This is a genomic window from Cellulomonas sp. PhB150, assembly GCF_003755175.1.
Taxonomy (GTDB): domain Bacteria; phylum Actinomycetota; class Actinomycetes; order Actinomycetales; family Cellulomonadaceae; genus Cellulomonas.
This window is the reverse complement of the sequence record NZ_RKHX01000001.1, coordinates 1601794-1618714: the sequence shown is the minus strand read 5'-3', so window position 1 is coordinate 1618714 and position 16921 is coordinate 1601794. Positions and strand designations below refer to the sequence as shown.

Genomic DNA, 16921 nt, shown 5'->3' with positions numbered 1-16921 from the left:
ACCTGCCCCGACGCACCATCAACCTCAACCCCTCGCTCGACCCAGACCAAGAGCCCATCCGAGAAGCATGTTGCGATGACTGGTTGAGACCGCCGTCGTTGCGCGGCGCGAGTGCTTCAACGAACCCTTCAACGATCGCCCGACGACGCGAGCGGGGAGGCGCCGCGAGGCGGGGCGACCCGCGCGGGGAGGCGCCACGCGGCGGAGCGGCCCGCGCGGGGAGGCGCCACGAGGCGGGGCGACCCGCGCGCCCGGGGACGACGAAGGCCCCTCGGAGTAAGCGTCCGAGGGGCCTTCGTGTGACCGCAGGCCACGTGTCCCCGGCGAGGCCGGTGACGAGCGCCGCGCTGACGGTGCGGCTTGGTCCGACACCCAGCGATCCGGCGAGCCGGTCCGCTGCGGGCGGGTCCACTGCACTCGGCCTTCCGGTCCGTAGCGACCCCCGCGTCGTCATCCGCGGGTCGAGCAGGTCTCCCCGCCCGATCTGGTCGTCCGTTCTCCGGTCGGCCCGTCCTCACCGGACCTGTCCCCGCTGGCCGTCCGGCTCCCCGAGGGGCTCCTTCTGTTCTGCGGTTCTCGATCCGTCGAGGTCGATGTGTGATTTCTAGTCCTGTCCCGTGGACCCCCGCAAGGGCTTCTGGAGGGTTTCTTTATCCACCGTTTACTCCACAGGGGTGTCCACAGGCTGGCCTGCGGAAACACGGGATGAACACAGGGGTGTGGACGGAATTTGTGGATAACGCGAGTGTCGTTCACCCGCTCGGGCGCCGCCCCCGGCTAGCCTGAAGACCGGTGAAGGCCCCTCGGAGTAAGCGTCCGAGGGGCCTTGCCTTGTCTCCGACGTCACGTCACTCCGGCACGGCACCGTGCTGTGCCGTGGCATGCCGGGGGCGAGGATGGACGCATGCGGATCGAAGCGGTGCAGGGCGACCTCACCACCCAGGACGTCGACGTGATCGTCAATGCCGCGAACTCCGGGCTGCTCGGGGGAGGCGGGGTCGACGGAGCCATCCACCGTGCCGCGGGCCCGGCGCTGCTGGAGGCCTGCCGCGAGCTGCGCCGGACGACGTACCCCGACGGCTTGCCCGTGGGCTCGTCGGCCGTGACGCCCGGGTTCGACCTCCCCGCCCGGTGGGTCGTCCACACGGTCGGGCCGAACTGGCACGCGGGCGAGCGCTCCCCGGGGATGCTCGCGTCGTGCTTCGTCACGGCGCTCGAGCTGGCGGTCGAGGTCGGTGCGACGAGCATCGCGTTCCCCGCGATCAGCGGGGGCGTGTACGGCTGGGACATGGACGAGGTCGCGCGCATCGCGGTCGCCTCGGTGCGGGCGTGGCAGTCCGGGGCCGACGACTCGTGGGAGCCCGGCCACCGCCACCCCACGGGCATCGAGCTCGCGCGCTTCGTGCTGTTCTCGGCCGACGCGCTCGCCGCCTTCGAGCGCCGGCTCGCCGAGCAGCCACCGACGCAGCGGTGAACGCGTGGGTGAACGACACGCCGCGGAACATGCGGCGTGTCGTTCACCCATCGGTTCACCGCCCGGGTGCGAGCGGACCCGCTACCCCACCGGTGCGGGCTCGCGCAGTGCCGCCGGGTCAGGGTCCGGCCCCGGTCCGGGCTCGGCGGGCTCGGGCTGGCGCGAGAGCGTGGACGGCCACCACATGCGCTGCCCGATGTCGAGGTTCAGCGCGGTGACGAGCACCGACCGCACGATGAGCGTGTCGAGCAGCACGCCGAACGCGACCGCGAAGCCGATCTCCGCGAACGAGACCAGGGGCAGCGTCCCCAGCACCGCGAACGTCCCCGCGAGCACCAGCCCGGCCGAGGTGATGACCCCGCCCGTCGCAGCCAGCCCGACGAGCGAGCCCCGCCGGTGCCCGATCCGCAGCGCCTCCTCCCGCACGCGCGTCATGAGGAAGATGTTGTAGTCGATCCCCAGCGCCACGAGGAACACGAAGACGAACAGCGGGAACCCGGTGTCCACCCCCGCGTACCCGAACACGTGCCGGAAGAACAGCGCGGAGATGCCCATCGCCGCACCGAACGAGAGCACGACGGTCCCGATGAGCACCACCGGCGCGAGGATCGCGCGCAGCAGGACCGCGAGGATGAGGAACACCACGAGCAGGATGATCGGGATGATCACGATGGTGTCGCGGGTCGAGGCCCGTTCGACGTCGAGCGTCACGGCGGTGGTCCCGCCGACGAGCGCGTCCGCGTCCGGCACGGCGTGCACCGCGTCCCGGACCCGGTCGACCGTGTCGAAGGCCTCGTCGCTGTCCGGCTCCGACGTCAGCGTGCCCTCGAGGTAGGCCGTGCCGTCCTTGACGACCGGCTCGGTCACGCTGGCCGGGTCGATGCCCTCGACCCCGGCGAACGCGGTCCGCACCGCGTCAGCCTGCTCGGCGTTGGCGATGACCACGACGGGCGAGCCCGCGCCGGCGGGGAAGTGCTCGGCCAGGACCTGCTCGCCGACGACCGACGGCTGCTCGGTGGTGAACTGCTGCTCGGTGGTCAGGCTCGTCGGGTTGAGCTGGACGACCCCGATCGTCGCGACCGCCAGCAGCGCGGCCGTGCCGATCCAGGTCCGCCGCGGGTGGTGCGAGATGCGGCCGCCGACGCGTGCCCAGAAGCCGTCCTCGGTCGGCTCGTGGTCGCCGACGTGCGGGGTGCGCGGCCAGAAGATCCAGCGCCCGACGAGCACGAGCAGCGCGGGCAGCAGCGTCAGCATCACCAGCAGCGCGACGATCACGCCGACGGCCGCCACCGGCCCGAGGCCCGCGGTCGAGTTCATCGTCGCGAACAGCAGGACCAGCATGCCGAGCGCGACCGTCGCGCCCGAGGCGATGATCGCCGGGCCGGCGCGGTGCAGGGCGACGGCCATCGCCTCGTGCCTGTTGGTGTGCCTGCGCAGCTCCTCGCGGTACCTCGCCGTGAGCAGCAGGGCGTAGTCGGTGCCTGCTCCGAACACCAGCACCGTGAGGATCCCGGCGCTCTGAGCGTTGACGGTGAGGTCGAAGTTCTCGGCGAGCAGGTAGATCACCGCCTGGGCGACGGTCAGCGCCACACCGGCCGAGATGAGCGGCAGGATCCACAGCACCGGGCTGCGGTAGGTCAGCAGCAGGATGACGATGACGACACCGGCCGCCGCGTACAGCAGCGTCCCGTCGATGCCCTCGAACGCCTTCGACGAGTCCGCCGCCTGCCCGGCGGGGCCCGTGACGTAGACCGTGACCCCGTCCGGCAGCCCGTCCTCCGCCGTGGCGCGCAGGTCGTCGACCGCGTCGGCGGCCAGGTCCCAGCCGTCCTTGCCGAGGTCGAGCGGCACGATGATCTGCGCCGCCTGGCCGTCCTCGGAGGGGATCGGCCCGACGACCTCCCCGTCGAGCGTGTCCAGGGTCCCGAACTCCTGGGCATCGGCGGCGATCGCCGTGAGGTCCTCGGGCGTGAGCCCGTCGGGGTTCTCGTAGACGATGACCGCGGGGATGGTGTTGGAGGAGACGAAGCTCGAGGCGACCTCGATGACCTGGGTGGACTCGGCGTTCGCGGGCAACCAGCTCGCGGCGTCGTTGTCCTGGGCGCCCGTGAGCTTGCCGGCGAGCGGGCCCAGCAGGGCGACGACGACCAGCCAGAAGGCGATGACGACGAACTTCATGTAGCGGTGGGTGATCCAGCCCGCGACCTTGGACATGGCGGTTCCTCTGGGAGTCGACGACGACAGGGTGGCGCCGGCGGCGCCGTGCGGCTCTCAGGCTTCCGGTCCGGACACCTCGGCCACCATCAGGGACACCCCCGACATCTTCCTCAGGGTCGTCCGGGTGTCACTCAGATACTTCTCAGGGTGGCCGCCCGGCGGGAGGGGGTCAGCCCTGACCGAGGGCGCGCAGCCAGTCGACGACCGCGGCGCAGACCGCGCCGTCGTTCGACGGTGAGTGGTCGCCGGGGACGAACACCGTGGTCAGGGGTCCGCCGACGAGCGCCAGGTGCTCGACGAGCTCGTCGGGCGACCCGAACGGGTCCCGCTCTCCGGACACCGCGAGGACCGGCACGTGGACGTCGGGCAGGTGCTCGATCCGCAGCGTCTCCGGCCGACCGGGCGGGTGCAGCGGGTAGGAGAGCAGGACCAGGCCCGCCGCGGGCTGCCCCTCGGCGACGGCGATGGAGCTCATCCGCCCCCCGAACGACCGCCCGCCCAGGGCGATCTGCTCGGGCGGGACGCCGAGCTCGGCGGCGAAGTCGTCGGCCTGCGCCCGCAGGTGCGCGACGGCGGGCCCGGGCCGGTCGGGTGCCCTGCTGCCGACGATCCGGTTGGGGAAGTCGATGCGCCGCACGCGCAGCGGGGCGACCGCCTCCTCGAGCGCGACGAGCGTGCGGTGGTCGCGCCCGGCGCTCGCACCGGGCGTCAGCAGCAGTCCGGCGACGACGGTGCTCACCCGCACACGGTAGCGATCGCCGCCGGATGAGAGACGTCTCATCCGGCTCTCCTTCGGATCTCATGCGCGCCGACGACGGTGGTCCCACCAGCAGTTCCCCACCACCAGCACACCAGGAGCCCACCATGAAGGCACTGCCCCGCAAGGTCTGGATCGTCTCCGGGACGCTCGGCGTCCTCGCCGTCGCCGGCGGTTCGCTGACGTCGGCCGCCTCGGCCGCCACGCCCACGCCGTCGCCGAGCGGCACGGACGGGCCGACGACGACCAGCCCGGCCCCGTCGGGTACGGCGGCGACCTCGGCCGCGACGCCGACCCCGGCCGCGACGCCGAGCGCGAGCGCACCCAGCCCGGGCGCCTCCGACCCGACCCGGACCGCGAACTCGTCGGTCGTCACGAGCGTGACCGCCCTGACCCCCGGCACGGCGGCCACCCCGGCCACCCCGGCCACCCCAATCACCGCGGCGACTCCCGCGACCCCGGTCTCCGCGGTCACGCCCGCGTCGCCGGCGTCCGCGGTCACCCCGGCCTCCCCGGTCACGCCGCAGTCGGCGGTCACGCCCGCGTCCCCGGTCTCGCCCGCCACGGCCGTCACTCCTGCGTCGCCGCTGACACCCGCGTCCCCCGTGAGCCCGGTCTCCGCGCCGAGCGCCGGCTGACGACCCGTGACGCGCACCCCGGTGCACGGCGGCGGCCCCCTCGCGCTCGACGAGGGGGCCGCCGCCCTGGCCGCGCTCACCGGCCCGACGGGCGAGCAGCTGCTCGACCTCGCGCTGGGCACCGCAGGGCTGCGGCGGGTCGCGGCTCGCGTCCACGAGGTCCAGCACCGGCCCGGCGACGGGGTGACGGTCGGCTTCGTCGTCGACGTCGAGGCGCCCGACGGGCAGCGTGCGCAGGAGTACCTCCACCTGAGCTCCACGCGTGGTCGCGACATCCCGCCGGACGCGCCGAGGGTCGTGACCCTCGAGAGCCCCGACGGCCGCGTCGTCGCCTGGCGGCACCCGCACGACCCCGCGCTGCCGGCGCTCGGCACGGCGTGCGACCTCGGAGCGCTCGCTGCCGTCCTCCCCGGCGACGGACCCGTGACCGCGCTCGAGCTCGTCGGCTACCGGCCGCTGCGCCGTGCGGTCCTGCGCGTCGAGTGCGGCGGCGCCGTCCACTGGGTCAAGGTGCTCCGCCCCGGCGGCCGCGGGGGCGCCGACGACGTCCGCCACCGTCACGCCCTGCTCGCGGACCTGCCCGTTCCGGCCGTGACGGCGGCGACCGACGACGGCCTCGTCGTCCTCGCGCCCGCGGACGGCGTGCCCCTGCTGGAGGCGATCGTCGCCGACGACGCCCGCGGCCTGGAGCTCGACGCGCTCTCTGACCTGCTCGACCGCGTCCCCGCCGCGGCGGCGGCGCTCCCCGCCCGGACGGCGTGGTCGGACCGGGCGGCGCGCTACGCCGAGGCGGTCGCCGTCGACCCTGCCCTGGCCGCCCGCGCCCACGCGCTGGCCGACCTGGTGGCGCAGGACGTGGACCTCGGGCCGGTCGTCGCGACCCACGGCGACTTCCACGAGGGTCAGCTCATGGTCCGATCAGGCGCGACGGGCTGGGTGGTCGCCGGCCTGCTCGACGTCGACACGGTCGGCCCTGGGCACCGGGTCGACGACCTCGCGTGCCTGCTCGCGCACGCCCTCGCGCTCGGCGAGGCGGGCCGGCCCGTCGCCGACCGCTGGTGGCGGCAGGCGGTGGCCCTCGTCGACGAGCGCGCGCTGCGAGTCCGCACGGCCGGCGTCCTGCTCTCGCTGGCCGCGGGCGCGGTCCACCGCCCGGGCGTCGGCCCCTCCGCGGACGCCCTCCTGACCGACGCGGAGGACCTCACCGCCCATTGATCGCGCTCCGCCCGTCACCCTGCGCGCCGAGGCGCGACGCATCTAGCCGCACTTGGGACGGGAGTCAGCTCCTGAGGGGCATCTCCGGTCCCAGGAGGCAACTCCCGTCACAAGTGCGGCTATCTCGGGCCAGGAGGGTCGGCGGAGCCTGTCAGCCGTCGAGGCGGTAGCCCATGCCGCGCACGGTCGTCACCAGGTCCGGGCCCAGCTTGGTGCGCAGGTAGCGCACGTACACGTCGACCACGTTGGAGCCCGGGTCGAAGTCGTAGCCCCACACCCGCGAGAGCAGCTGCTCACGGGACAGCACCTGACCGGGGTTGCGCAGGAACGCCTCGGCCAGTGCGAACTCCCGGGCCGACAGGTCGATGTCCCGGTCGCCGACCCGGGCGCGGCGGGTGCGCAGGTCCAGCGAGAGGGCGCCGTGGGTCAGGGTCGTCGGGTCGTCGGTCGCGGGGCCGGCCAGTCGCAGCCGGATGCGGGCGAGCAGCTCCTCGAAGCGGAACGGCTTGGCCATGTAGTCGTCGGCGCCACCCTCGAGCCCGGCCACGGTGTCCTCGACCGACGACCGCGCGGTCAGGATGATCACGGGCAGCCGCGACCCCGACTCGCGCAGGCGGCGCAGCACGGTGAACCCGTCCTGGTCGGGCAGCCCGAGGTCGAGGACGAGCAGGTCGAACTCACCGGTCCGCGCGTGCTCGAGCGCCTCGCGGCCGGTGCGGACGGCCGTCGGGGCCATGCCCGCGGACCGCAGCCCCTTGGCGACGAACGACGCTATGCGCTCCTCGTCCTCGGCGATGAGGATCTGGCTCACGGCACCTCTTCCAGCGGGGTCGGGACCGGACGAGCCGGCAGGTCGATGACGAAGGTGGACCCGACGCCTGGGGTCGAGGTCACGTCGACGCGACCGCCGTGGCCGGCGGCGATCGCCGCGACGATGGCCAGGCCGAGGCCGGAGCCCTCGATGCCGGCGTCGTGGGCGTCCCGGCCCCGGACGAACCGGTCGAAGATCCGGTCGAGGTCGGCCGGGGCGATGCCGCGCCCCTCGTCGTGCACCCACAGCCGGACGCGGTCGTCGACGGACGCCGAGCCCAGGGTGACGGGCGACCCGGGTGCGGAGAACTTCACGGCGTTCGAGACGAGCTGCAGCCACGCCTGCGTGAGCCGGGCCGTGTCGGCCTCCACCTCGACGTCCGCGCGGTCGGCCACCCGCCAGACGCGGTCGCCGAGCGCGCGCGCCTTGTCCAGCACGTCGTCCGTGAGGATCCCGATCGCGGTGGGGGCGGGGCGGACGAAGTCGGGGCGGTCGGTGCGCGCCAGGACGAGCAGGTCGTCGACGAGGCCCCGCATCCGGTCGACCTCGTCGAGCGCGAGCGCGCGGGTGGCCGAGACGTCGTCCGTGTCGGCGACGTCCATGAGCTCGAGGTGGCCGCCGATGATCGTCAGGGGCGTGCGCAGCTCGTGGCCCACGTCGTCGAGCAGGCGGCGCTGGCCCGTGAAGCTCGACTCGAGCCGGTCGAGCATCGCGTTGACGGTGCGGGTCAGCTCGGCGACGTCGTCGTGCCCGGACACCGGGATGCGCTCGGCGAGGTCGGTCTCGCTGATGCGCTGGGCGGTGGAGCGCAGGTGGTCCAGCGGGCGCAGGACCCGGCCGATGAGCAGCCACCCGACGACCGCCAGCACGACGAGCGCCCCGAGCGCGACCAGCGCGTACGTGCGCCAGGTCGACTCCAGCGCGGCGAGCTCCTGGCCGCGGACGGTGGCGACGACGTAGAGCCCGTCGGCGGGGTCGCCCTCGACGCGGACGGGGGCCGTGGCGACCCGGTAGGTCGCCCGGTCGGTGGCGATCGTCGTCAGTCGGGCACCGGACCCCGTGGCCGCCGCCAGGGCCGCGACGAGCTGGGGGTCCTCCTCGAGCCGGACGCGGACCGTGCGGGGCGCGTACCAGGTGGGGGTGCCGTCGACGAACGCGATCGTCCCCTCGCTCGGCGCGGGCACGGTCTGCTGCAGGGCCGAGCGCAGGACGTCGACGACCGCGCCCTGACCCGCGCGCGCCGCGGTCTGGCGGAACTCCGTGACCGTGCGCGTCAGGGAGTCGTCGATCCGCTCGTCGGTGCGCTCGCGCTGCAGCAGGTACGTCGCCAGGCCGGCGACCGCGAGGCCGAGCGCGGTGAGCGCGAGGAGCACGCCCATGACCTTCGTGCGGACGCTGAGCCGGGCGAGGCGGCCCGGCGCGTCAGGAGTCGTCACGGGCGTCGTCGGACCTGTCGTCGTCGGGCCCGTCGTCGGACCCGTCGCCGTCGGACCCGTCGTCGTCGGACGTGTCGTCGTCATCGTCGTCGTCCGCGTCCTCGGGCTCGGCGGGCGGGACGGCCGTGGGCGACGGGCGGGCCGGCGTGGACGGCGTGGGTGCCGCGGTCGTCGGTGCCGAGGTCGTCGTGGACGCGCTCGGGCGGGGCGAGGTGCTCGGAGTCGGGGTCGGAGTCACGACGATCGCCCCACCCAGGTCTGTGTCCTCCGGCGCGGCGAGGGCCGACGACACGACGAGACCGCCCCCGACGACCGCGCCGAGCGCGACCACCGAGCCGGTGAGGACCATGCCCCTGCGCGTCATCCGGCCATGCTCCCAAGACTCGATGAGAGGCGCATGAGAGTCCGGGACGGGATCGGTGTCAGGCGGGCACGAGCCCGGGTGCGAGGACCGACAGCGCGCGCTCGACGTCGTCGTGGTCGTTCCACACGTGGAAGGCCAGTCGGACTCCTCCGCCGCGTGCCGCGACGACGCACCCGGCCTCGCCGAGCCGCCGCGCCACGACGCCGTCGGCGTCCGGGACGGAGACGATGGCGCTGCCCGCGGGATCGAGCCCGCAGCCTCGGCGGACGGCGTCCGCGAGCCCCACGGCGTGGTCGCGCACCGCGGCGGGCGGAACGGCGGCGAACAGCTCGAGCGCCGGCGCCGCGCCGACCCAGCACAGCCAGGCGGGGGACACGTCGAGGCGGCGGGCGCTCGTCGCGAGCCGCATGTGCGGGCCGTAGACCGACCCCCACACGTCGTCGCCCGCGTACCACCCGGCGGACAGCGGGCGCAGGCGGTCGAGCACCGCGGGCCGGACCGTCGCGAACGCGGTGCCGCGCGGAGCGGCCAGCCACTTGTAGGCCGAGCACACGGTGAGGTCGAACTGGCCCGCGTCGACGGGGAGCCAGCCGGCCTGCGTGATGTCGCACAGGGTGAGCGCGCCGGCGGCGCGGGCCGCGCTCGTCACGGCGTCGGCGTCCGCGACCCGGCCGTCCCGCGACTGCACGAGCGAGAACGCGACGACGGCGGTCGAGGGTCGGATCGCGCCGGCGAGCTCGTCGACGGCGACGTGCCGGACCCGCACGCCGCGGTCGGCGTGCGCGAGGAACGGGAAGACGACCGACGAGAAGTCGCCGTCGACGACGAGCACCTCGGCGCCGTCGGGCAGTGCGGCCGCGACGAGGCCGACGAGCGCGGACGTCTGCGCGGCGATCGCCACGTCGTCGGTCGGCACCCGCACGAGTCGCGCGAAGGCGCTGCGGGCCGCGGCGACCGCGGCGTCGTAGACGGCCAGGTCGGCGCGGCCCTGCTGCCAGTCGTCGATGGCGGTGCGCATGGCGTCGGCGGTCGCCCGCGCCGGGAGCCCGACGGTGGCGGCGTTGAGGTACCCGGGCACGGGGGCGAAGGCGGCACGGAGGTCGACGAGGTCCATGCCACCAGCGTCGCGGGGCCGTCGGCATCACACCAGAGCGGATTCGGGCTGGGATGCATCACCCAGTGTGATACTCGGTCCCATGACCGAACCCGCCGTCGACGTGAACTCCTTGCGGATCCTGCGCGCGATCGCGGACGAGGGGACGATCACGGCCGCGGCGGGTGCCCTGGGCATCGGGCAGCCCGCGGTGAGCCAGCACGTGCGACGGCTCGAGCGGCGGCTCGGCACGGCGCTGCTGGACCGGACTGGCCGCGGAGTCCGGCTCACCGAGGCCGGGGAGGCGCTCGCCCGGCACGGCGCGACCGTCGGCGCCGCGCTGCGAGCGGCGTCGGCCGAGGTCTCCGCGCTGACCGGGCTGCGGGCGGGGCGGGTGCGGCTGGTGGCCTTCCCGTCGTCGACCGCGACGCTCGTGCCGCGAGCGCTCGTCGCGCTCCGGGACGCGCACCCCGGGCTGCGGGTGACCCTCGACGAGGCCGAGCCGCCGCAGGCGCTGGCCATGGTCCGCAGCGGGGTCTGCGACGTGGCGGTGGCGTTCGAGTACCCGGGCACGGGCCTCGGGCGCGGCGAGGACGACCTCGCGGGGCTCGTCACCCGCCACCTCCTCGACGAGCCCACCCTCGTGGCGCTCCCCGAGGGCCATGCCGCGGCCGCGGTCGAGGACCTCTCCCTCGCCGACCTCGCCGACGAGGCGTGGATCGCCGGCTGCCCGCGGTGCCGAGGGCACCTGCTGAGCGCCGCGGGCGCGTGCGGCTTCGAGCCGGAGATCGCGTACGCCACCGACGACTACGTCGCGGTCCTCGCGCTCGTGGCGGCCGGTCTGGGTGTGGCGCTGCTGCCCGACCTGGTGCGCCCGGTGGCGGAGCGGCAGCCCGGCGTCGTCATGCGGCGTGCCGCGGGCACGTCGAACCGCTCGGTGCACGCCGTGACCGCGCCCGACCTGCTGCGCGTCCCGGCGGTCGCCGCCACGCTCGACGCCCTCGCGCTCGCGGTCTGAACCCCCGGACCTACAGCTCGATCGCGAGCGCCGACGCGATCGTGCGGACCACGCCGTTGCGCGAGTTGGCGGGCGCGACGAACCGCGCGAGGGCGCGGACGTCGGGGTGCCCGTTGTCCATGGCGAACGACCAGCCCGCGGCCCCGAGCATGCCGACGTCGTTGAAGTAGTCGCCGAACGCCATCGTCTGCTCGCGGGTGATCCCCAGCGCCACCTGCACCCGCCGCAGCGCGGCCCCCTTGTCGGCCGTGCGGCTCATCACGTCGACCCAGTGCAGCCCGGACACGACCACCCGGTCGGACTCGTCGAACGGGGCCAGCGCCCGGCCGGCGCCGCGCTCGGAGGACTCGAAGTCGTACACGGCGACCTTGAGGATCTCGTCGTCGACGGCCAGCAGGTCCTCGACCAGCTCCAGCCGCGCGTAGTACGGGCGCACCTGGGCGAGGAACGCCTCGTCGGTCCGCTCGACGTAGGCGGTGCGCTTGCCGCACACCACGGTGCCCACGTCGAGGCCACCCGTACCCGCGGTGCGCATGGCCTCGACGATCGCCCGGGCGGTCGCGAGCTGGAGGGTGTCCGAGCTGAGCTCGGCGCCGTCCCGCACCACGTAGGCGCCGTTCTCGGCGATGTAGACGAGGTCGTCGCGCTCGAACTGGGCCCGCAGCGTCGCGTACTGCCGTCCGCTCGCGGGGCACACGGCGATCCCGCGCGCCTCGAGCTCCTCGAGCAGCGGCCAGAACGACGGGTCGAGGCGCTTCTCCTCGTCGAGCAGCGAGCCGTCCATGTCGAGGGCGATGAGCCGGACGTCGGGAACCTCGCCGAGGTCGGGGGGATCGAGGACCGGGCCGGGTGCTGTGCTCACCCGGCCATCCTCCCAGCCGCGTGCGTCAGCCCTGGTCGAGCGCGTCCTGCACGCCTGTCTCGTGACCGCCGTAGACCGGGCCTCGCCCGACGAGCGCGTCCCAGGCCGCCTTGTACGACGCGGGGACCTCCCGCAGCCGCCAGACCAGCGCCTGCTTCGGCGTGACGCTCGCGGCGGACACACCGACACCGGTGACGTCCATCCCGGCGGCGGCGCACGAGAACAGCGCGCGGGGCAGGTGGTAGTCCTGCGTGACGACGACCGCCTCGTCGACGCCGAAGACCTGGTGGGCCCGCACGCACGAGTCGTGCGTGTCGAACCCGGCGTAGTCGAGCACGATCTTGTCGGACGGGATGCCGTGGTCGACGAGGTAGTCCCGCATGGCCGTGGGCTCGTCGTGCTGCGCCGTGCCGTTGTCGCCGCTGACCAGGATCACCTGGACCGCCCCGCGCTCGTAGAGCGACCTGGCGGCGTCCAGGCGGCGGGCCAGGTACGTGGACGGCGTGCCGTCGGGGTGCAGCCCGGCGCCGAGCACGAGGGCTACGGGGGTGTCGGGGACGTCGGCGAGGGACCGCTCGTGGGCTCGCCCGACGCCCTGCACGACCAGCAGCGGGAGGGCGAGGACGAGCAGCACGCCGAGGACGAGGACGACCGCGAGCACGCGGCGACGTCGGGAGCGTGCTCGGCCGGGTTCGGCGTCGTCGAGCCGCTCGGAGACGGTCGTCGGTGCCGCGTCGTCGGACATGCTCGAAGGCTAGGGGCCGGGGTGCCGGCACGGAGGCGATCTGGTGGGGACATGCTGTGAAGGCATCGGTCGGGACGACGAGCGCGCGAACGCCGCCCGGCCCCGCGCACGGGCCGCGTCGCGCCGTGCGGCCGGTGCCCGGCGGACCCGGTTGCTCCGCCTGCGGCGAACACGGGCAGTTCCGGGCCTGACCCGCCGTTAGCATCGAACAACGCCGCCCCACCGACCCCGCAGCGCCCGGCGCGGAACCGGTGGGCCACGCAGCTCGTGAGGAGTGCACATGTTCGAGAGATTCACGGACCGAGCCCGTCGCGTGGTCGTCCTTGCCCAAGAAGAGGCACGGATGCTCAACCACAACTACATCGGGACCGAGCACATCCTCCTGGGTCTGATCCACGAGGGTGAGGGAGTGGCCGCCAAGGCGCTCGAGTCGCTCGGCATCTCGCTGGAGGCAGTGCGCGCCCAGGTCCAGGAGATCATCGGCGAGGGCCAGCAGGCCCCGTCGGGCCACATCCCGTTCACGCCGCGCGCCAAGAAGGTGCTGGAGCTCTCGCTCCGCGAGGCGCTGCAGCTGGGCCACAACTACATCGGCACCGAGCACATCCTGCTCGGCCTGATCCGCGAGGGCGAGGGCGTCGCCGCCCAGGTCCTCAACAAGCTCGGCGCCGACCTCAACCGCGTGCGCCAGCAGGTCATCCAGCTCGTCTCCGGCTACCAGGGCAAGGAGCCGGTCGCGGCCGGCGGCCCCGCCGAGGGCCAGCCCTCGGGCAGCGCCGTGCTCGACCAGTTCGGACGCAACCTCACGCAGGCTGCGCGCGACGGCAAGCTCGACCCGGTCATCGGGCGCGAGAAGGAGATCGAGCGGGTCATGCAGGTGCTGTCCCGCCGCACCAAGAACAACCCTGTCCTCATCGGGGAGCCCGGCGTCGGCAAGACCGCCGTCGTCGAGGGCCTCGCGCAGGACATCGTGCGCGGCGACGTGCCCGAGACGCTCAAGGACAAGCAGCTCTACACGCTCGACCTCGGTGCGCTCGTGGCCGGCTCGCGCTACCGCGGTGACTTCGAGGAGCGCCTGAAGAAGGTCCTCAAGGAGATCCGCACCCGCGGCGACATCATCCTGTTCATCGACGAGATCCACACGCTCGTCGGTGCGGGTGCCGCCGAGGGCGCGATCGACGCCGCCAGCATCCTCAAGCCGATGCTGGCCCGCGGCGAGCTGCAGACCATCGGTGCCACGACGCTCGACGAGTACCGCAAGTACGTCGAGAAGGACCCGGCCCTGGAGCGTCGCTTCCAGCCGATCCAGGTCGCCGAGCCGAACCTGCAGCACGCGATCGAGATCCTCAAGGGCCTGCGCGACCGCTACGAGGCGCACCACCGCGTGTCGATCACGGACGCCGCGCTCGTCGCGGCCGCCACGCTCGCGGACCGGTACGTCAACGACCGGTACCTGCCGGACAAGGCCATCGACCTGGTCGACGAGGCCGGCGCCCGCCTGCGCATCCGCCGCATGACGGCTCCGCCGGAGCTGCGCGAGCTCGACGAGCAGATCGCCGAGACGCGTCGCGACAAGGAGTCGGCGATCGACGAGCAGGACTTCGAGAAGGCTGCGCGCCTGCGCGACGCCGAGAAGCAGCTCGGCCTCAAGCGGCTCGAGAAGGAAAAGGCCTGGAAGTCGGGCGACCTCGACGCCGTGGCAGAGGTGGACGAGGAGCTCATCGCCGAGGTGCTGGCGAACGCCACCGGCATCCCGGTGTTCAAGCTCACCGAGGAGGAGTCCAGCCGCCTGCTCCACATGGAGGACAACCTGCACAAGCGGGTCGTCGGCCAGGACGCGGCGATCAAGGCGCTCTCGCAGGCCATCCGCCGCACGCGCGCCGGGCTCAAGGACCCGAAGCGCCCCGGTGGCTCGTTCATCTTCGCCGGCCCCACCGGTGTCGGTAAGACCGAGCTCGCCAAGGCGCTCGCCGAGTTCCTGTTCGGTGACGAGGACGCGCTCATCCAGCTCGACATGTCCGAGTTCTCGGAGAAGCACACGGTCTCGCGGCTGTTCGGCTCGCCTCCCGGCTACGTCGGGTACGACGAGGGTGGCCAGCTCACGGAGAAGGTGCGCCGTCGGCCGTTCTCGGTCGTCCTGTTCGACGAGGTCGAGAAGGCTCACGCGGACATCTTCAACTCGCTCCTGCAGATCCTCGAGGACGGTCGCCTGACCGACTCGCAGGGCCGCGTGATCGACTTCAAGAACACCGTGATCATCATGACCACGAACCTCGGCACGCGGGACATCGCCAAGGGCGTCATGACCGGCTTCCAGGCCGGTGGCGACCTGTCGACGTCGTACGAGCGCATGAAGTCCAAGGTCAACGACGAGCTCAAGCAGCACTTCCGGCCTGAGTTCCTCAACCGCGTCGACGACGTGGTCGTCTTCCCGCAGCTCTCGCAGCCGGAGATCTTCGCGATCGTCGACCTGATGATCGCCAAGCTCGACAAGCGTCTGCGCGACAAGGACATGGGCATCGAGATCACGCCCGCGGCCAAGAAGCTGCTGTCGGAGAAGGGCTACGACCCGGTGCTCGGTGCGCGTCCGCTGCGCCGCGCGATCCAGCGGGACATCGAGGACGCCCTGTCCGAGAAGATCCTGTTCGGCGAGCTCAAGGCCGGTCAGCTGGTGATCGTGGACGCGGTCGGCGAGGGCATCCTCGGCGAGTTCACGTTCGAGGGCGTGACCAAGGTCGACATGCACAAGGAGCCCGCGGGCGTCGGCGTCTCGGCCGGGACCCCCGGGTCGGGCACGGACCTGCCCGCCGCACCGCCGATCTCGGCGGCCGGCGACGGCGGCTCGGGCACGCTCCCGCAGGTCGGCTGACACCGCACGGACGGCCGACGAGGCCCCGGCTCCCGTCTGAGGAGACCGGGGCCTCGTCGCGTGCGGCGCGGATCGGTGAAGACCTGGTCACGGCAGGCGTGACGAAGTCTTCAACGACGTCGCCGGCCACAAGCAACCGACGTCAGCGGGTCTCGAGGACGGTCCACCAGTCGTTGTCGTCGCGGCCGGCGAAGCCGGTGACCTCCTGCTGCCCGCCCGTCGCGCGCTCGTCCGAGTGCAGGTGGGAGTGCAGCGCGGCGCCGGTCGCGGCGTGCACGAGCCGGACCCGCGAGCCGGCCGTCCAGCTGCCCTCGACCTCCACGCGCCACTCGTCGGGCGTGCTCCCGATGCGTACGCCCTGCTGACCGGTCACGGGGGAGCGCGACCCGCCCGGGCTGCCGAGGTACGACCCGGTGGCCACGTGCCGCAGCCGGACCAGGCCCGCCGCGCCGGGCTCGACCGCCCAGCGCTCGCCGTCGCTCGCGGTGGAGCGCACGGCGGTGACGCGCGTGCCGAGCGGGCACCCGTCGTAGGACCAGGGCGTGCCGTCGGCGTGCAGGGTCGCCCCGGTCCACACGTGCGAGAGGACGACGACGGACCCGGGCCCGATGGCGCGCGCCGGGTCCGCCGGAGCGCGGGTCAGGACCGTCGGCTTGCGGGGCTTGTAGTCCTGCACGAAGAACCCGCGCCAGGTCGGCCCGTTCGACGCCTTCCAGCCGCCCTTGACCGGGGTGAGCGTGACCTCGCGCCCGGGGCTGTTCGAGTCGGTGATGAGCAGCGACGTCACGCCGTCCGTCCGGGAGTACCCGTGCGCGACCACCTGGTGGTTCTTGCCGATCGCGCCGATGCTGCGGGCGACGACGAGGCCCAGCGGCACGGGCCGGCCCTCGTCGACCGCGCGCACGACCTGCGGGAGCTCGTCCTGCGAGGTCCAGCGCGCGACGCCCTTGAGCGGGCCGAGCGGCCCGTCCGGGTGCATCGACCAGGTGACGAACGTGGCGGCGGAGAGCACCCTGAACGAGTCGAAGAGCCGGCCGCGGATGACGTCCGCCAGCCAGTTGTCGTCGGGAGGCACGCGCTCCGGGGCGTAGAGCCCGGCGCCCCAGCGGGGGGCTGGGGCGCCGGAGTGGAAGAGGTCGAGCGAGGCGTACGCCATGCCCCCGCAGCGACCGGCGGTGGAGATCTTCATGCCGTTCGGCAGGGTGAGCAGGACGTCGACGAAGGCGTTGGGGAAGCCGAACCCGTGCACCGCCGGGTCGAACGCCGTGCGCTTGTCGGCCATGTGCCCTCCGCTGGTCAGCCCCCGACGCTCAGGAGCCATCATGGCGCGCGGCAGATACCCGAGCACGCAGGGCACAGACCGAGCGCGCACCCCCCGACGTGAGGGGGAGTGCGCGCTCGGCGTGGAGGGTCAGCCGCGGGGAA

14 protein-coding genes are annotated in these 16921 nt (G+C 73.6%); 5 read left to right on the top strand and 9 right to left on the bottom strand.

Annotated elements, in window-relative coordinates:
- The first annotated feature begins 904 nt into the window (after positions 1 to 904).
- Positions 905 to 1474 carry an O-acetyl-ADP-ribose deacetylase gene (locus EDF34_RS07405; RefSeq protein WP_123370573.1) on the top strand — a complete coding sequence of 190 codons (570 nt, stop codon included), beginning with the start codon at positions 905 to 907 and terminating at the stop codon, positions 1472 to 1474.
- Positions 1475 to 1555: 81 nt separating this feature from the next.
- Here EDF34_RS07405 and EDF34_RS07400 read toward each other — a convergent pair whose 3' ends face one another.
- Positions 1556 to 3688, bottom strand: coding sequence for an MMPL family transporter (locus tag EDF34_RS07400; protein ID WP_123370572.1), 2133 nt, complete (start codon positions 3686 to 3688; stop codon positions 1556 to 1558).
- Between the two features lie 172 nt (positions 3689 to 3860).
- Positions 3861 to 4472, bottom strand: coding sequence for an alpha/beta family hydrolase (locus EDF34_RS07395; RefSeq protein ID WP_123370571.1), 612 nt, complete (start codon positions 4470 to 4472; stop codon positions 3861 to 3863).
- Positions 4473 to 4555: 83 nt separating this feature from the next.
- Here EDF34_RS07395 and EDF34_RS17510 point away from each other — a divergent pair, with 83 nt between their 5' ends.
- Positions 4556 to 5086: a hypothetical protein gene (locus EDF34_RS17510; RefSeq protein ID WP_158615059.1), complete on the top strand. Its 531-nt coding sequence runs from the start codon at positions 4556 to 4558 to the stop codon at positions 5084 to 5086.
- Between the two features lie 6 nt (positions 5087 to 5092).
- Positions 5093 to 6301 (top strand): phosphotransferase, encoded by a 1209-nt coding sequence (locus EDF34_RS07385; RefSeq protein WP_123370570.1) that lies wholly within the window; start codon positions 5093 to 5095, stop codon positions 6299 to 6301.
- Between the two features lie 151 nt (positions 6302 to 6452).
- On the opposite strand, the gene EDF34_RS07380 is transcribed toward EDF34_RS07385, so the two are convergent.
- The 4 genes from EDF34_RS07380 to EDF34_RS07365 are packed head-to-tail and all read right to left on the bottom strand — an operon-like array spanning position 6453 to position 10026.
- Positions 6453 to 7112, bottom strand: a complete 660-nt coding sequence (locus EDF34_RS07380; protein WP_123370569.1) for a response regulator transcription factor — start codon at positions 7110 to 7112, stop codon at positions 6453 to 6455.
- Complete coding sequence (locus tag EDF34_RS07375; protein WP_233575225.1) at positions 7109 to 8548, bottom strand: cell wall metabolism sensor histidine kinase WalK; 1440 nt, start codon at positions 8546 to 8548, stop codon at positions 7109 to 7111. The genes EDF34_RS07380 and EDF34_RS07375 overlap by 4 nt, the downstream gene beginning before the upstream one ends.
- Positions 8535 to 8912, bottom strand: a complete 378-nt coding sequence (locus EDF34_RS07370; protein WP_148076591.1) for a hypothetical protein — start codon at positions 8910 to 8912, stop codon at positions 8535 to 8537. The genes EDF34_RS07375 and EDF34_RS07370 overlap by 14 nt, the downstream gene beginning before the upstream one ends.
- 58 nt (positions 8913 to 8970) lie before the next feature.
- Complete coding sequence (locus EDF34_RS07365; protein WP_123370567.1) at positions 8971 to 10026, bottom strand: aminotransferase class V-fold PLP-dependent enzyme; 1056 nt, start codon at positions 10024 to 10026, stop codon at positions 8971 to 8973.
- An 82-nt stretch (positions 10027 to 10108) separates the two neighbouring features.
- Between EDF34_RS07365 and EDF34_RS07360 the strand changes: the two genes are divergently transcribed.
- Positions 10109 to 11023, top strand: coding sequence for a LysR family transcriptional regulator (locus tag EDF34_RS07360; RefSeq protein WP_123370566.1), 915 nt, complete (start codon positions 10109 to 10111; stop codon positions 11021 to 11023).
- A 10-nt stretch (positions 11024 to 11033) separates the two neighbouring features.
- Here EDF34_RS07360 and EDF34_RS07355 read toward each other — a convergent pair whose 3' ends face one another.
- Both EDF34_RS07355 and EDF34_RS07350 read right to left on the bottom strand, forming a co-directional pair.
- Positions 11034 to 11885 carry a Cof-type HAD-IIB family hydrolase gene (locus EDF34_RS07355; protein WP_233575224.1) on the bottom strand — a complete coding sequence of 284 codons (852 nt, stop codon included), beginning with the start codon at positions 11883 to 11885 and terminating at the stop codon, positions 11034 to 11036.
- 25 nt (positions 11886 to 11910) lie between these two features.
- The gene (locus EDF34_RS07350) at positions 11911 to 12630 is read right to left on the bottom strand and encodes a vancomycin high temperature exclusion protein (RefSeq protein ID WP_123370565.1); all 720 of its coding nucleotides are present in this window, start codon (positions 12628 to 12630) and stop codon (positions 11911 to 11913) included.
- A gap of 280 nt (positions 12631 to 12910) precedes the next feature.
- On the opposite strand from EDF34_RS07350, the gene EDF34_RS07345 reads away from it, so the two are divergent.
- Entirely contained in the window at positions 12911 to 15496 is a 2586-nt protein-coding gene (locus tag EDF34_RS07345; RefSeq protein ID WP_123370564.1) for an ATP-dependent Clp protease ATP-binding subunit, read from the top strand.
- Between the two features lie 142 nt (positions 15497 to 15638).
- Here EDF34_RS07345 and EDF34_RS07340 read toward each other — a convergent pair whose 3' ends face one another.
- Positions 15639 to 16778: a hypothetical protein gene (locus tag EDF34_RS07340; protein ID WP_123370563.1), complete on the bottom strand. Its 1140-nt coding sequence runs from the start codon at positions 16776 to 16778 to the stop codon at positions 15639 to 15641.
- Between the last annotated feature and the right edge of the window lie 143 nt (positions 16779 to 16921).

What these genes read in the sequence shown, in the direction of transcription:
- EDF34_RS07405 (WP_123370573.1), top strand. Translation starts at nt 905, where the DNA reads ATGCGGATCGAAGCGGTGCAGGGCGACCTCACCACCCAGGACGTCGAC.
- EDF34_RS07400 (WP_123370572.1), bottom strand. Translation starts at nt 3,688, where the DNA reads ATGTCCAAGGTCGCGGGCTGGATCACCCACCGCTACATGAAGTTCGTC.
- EDF34_RS07395 (WP_123370571.1), bottom strand. Translation starts at nt 4,472, where the DNA reads ATGAGACGTCTCTCATCCGGCGGCGATCGCTACCGTGTGCGGGTGAGC.
- EDF34_RS17510 (WP_158615059.1), top strand. Translation starts at nt 4,556, where the DNA reads ATGAAGGCACTGCCCCGCAAGGTCTGGATCGTCTCCGGGACGCTCGGC.
- EDF34_RS07370 (WP_148076591.1), bottom strand. Translation starts at nt 8,912, where the DNA reads ATGACGCGCAGGGGCATGGTCCTCACCGGCTCGGTGGTCGCGCTCGGC.
- EDF34_RS07365 (WP_123370567.1), bottom strand. Translation starts at nt 10,026, where the DNA reads ATGGACCTCGTCGACCTCCGTGCCGCCTTCGCCCCCGTGCCCGGGTAC.
- EDF34_RS07360 (WP_123370566.1), top strand. Translation starts at nt 10,109, where the DNA reads ATGACCGAACCCGCCGTCGACGTGAACTCCTTGCGGATCCTGCGCGCG.
- EDF34_RS07350 (WP_123370565.1), bottom strand. Translation starts at nt 12,630, where the DNA reads ATGTCCGACGACGCGGCACCGACGACCGTCTCCGAGCGGCTCGACGAC.
- EDF34_RS07345 (WP_123370564.1), top strand. Translation starts at nt 12,911, where the DNA reads ATGTTCGAGAGATTCACGGACCGAGCCCGTCGCGTGGTCGTCCTTGCC.
- EDF34_RS07340 (WP_123370563.1), bottom strand. Translation starts at nt 16,778, where the DNA reads ATGGCCGACAAGCGCACGGCGTTCGACCCGGCGGTGCACGGGTTCGGC.